At 42.9% G+C, this 1238-nt stretch carries 1 protein-coding gene; it reads right to left on the bottom strand.

What is annotated here, in order from left to right:
- Positions 1–258 precede the first annotated feature (258 nt).
- The gene (locus A3735_RS20990; protein ID WP_068633991.1) at positions 259–609 is read right to left on the bottom strand and encodes a TRL-like family protein; all 351 of its coding nucleotides are present in this window, start codon (positions 607–609) and stop codon (positions 259–261) included.
- Between the last annotated feature and the right edge of the window lie 629 nt (positions 610–1238).

Raw genomic sequence — 1238 nt, 5'->3', positions numbered from 1 at the left:
TTGTAACTCGATATGCTGACTTTGTAGTTCACTTAAACTTTTGCCGTAATCGTAATCTCCAATTTCGGTCTTTACCATTGAACTACAACCTGACAATAAGGCTAAAACTGCAATAACAAATATGTGCTTCAATTTAACTCCTTTTTTACAGCTAACGCCTGCAGTTGCGGACGGAGTGTGATGGCGCTTTTTGTGCAACGCACAAAACGTGACAGCTCACGTAGTTCCGCAAGCTGCACTTGTTAGGTGGTACTATATTTACTCTCCATGCACGATGGTTGTGTTTTGTAGCCAAAGACCAAATAGAAAAGAGTTAACTTGATGATCTACGTGATGTACCTTTGTGATGCCGGCTTCTTTCATGGCTGTATCTATACTTGCATCGCCAAATGCAAATAAACCAGCAATTGCAGATACACTCGCTGAGCCCATTTTTGAACTCTGTGCATCTTTATCGGTTGCTACGGTTAAGTTTTGAGCAGGGCCTTTCACATTAGTGATAATTACACCAGCTGGGGTTGGGCCTCCTGGAAACAGGTTCGTTGCGCACCCTGACATAAATAAGGCTGATACGATTATTACGAAACCAAACAGTTTATTCTTTAACATATTATGATTTTCCTTAATTTTAAGTTATTGATTTAAGTTGAACCGAGATTTTATCTTATTGAAACTAATGCTGCCTACTAATTTTTCACCTAACGCTTTTATAAACGGCGCACGGCTCTATCGTGCGTCCAACGCAGGCCACGTGTTTTTGTGGCCGGAGTGATGTTTGATGAACTGGTTAGATGTTTTAGAACACCCAACTACACCAAACACCACGTTAAAACCTTTGTACTTGCCCAGAGACAAAAACACCCTAGATGGCGACTTTACCGGACTCCCTAAGAACACACCACCGACGAGGCCTCTACAAATTCAAATGTGCCTGAGAAGCTTAAACAGCAGAGCGGAACAGTGGGAAAACGTGCCACCTACCCTAAAACTTTACACGGAGGAATACATGATAAGAAACGAGCATTCCCTGCCGAATATTGAGCCCTAAACCTTAAGAGCCAAAAAACATTTAACGCTTTTATAAACGGCGCACGGCTCTATCGTGCGTCCAACGCAGGCCACGTTTCTTTGTGGCCGGAGTGATGTTTGATGAACTGGTTAGATGTTTTAGAACACCCAAGTAGAACAACACCACGTTGTGTAGCCGAAGGCGGAACTTTAGTTCGTTGCCTGTGGCT

It is taken from the genome of Oleiphilus sp. HI0061 (assembly GCF_001635675.1).
This window is presented reverse-complemented; position numbering and strand designations above follow the sequence as displayed.

What these genes read in the sequence shown, in the direction of transcription:
- A3735_RS20990 (WP_068633991.1), bottom strand. Translation starts at nt 609, where the DNA reads ATGTTAAAGAATAAACTGTTTGGTTTCGTAATAATCGTATCAGCCTTA.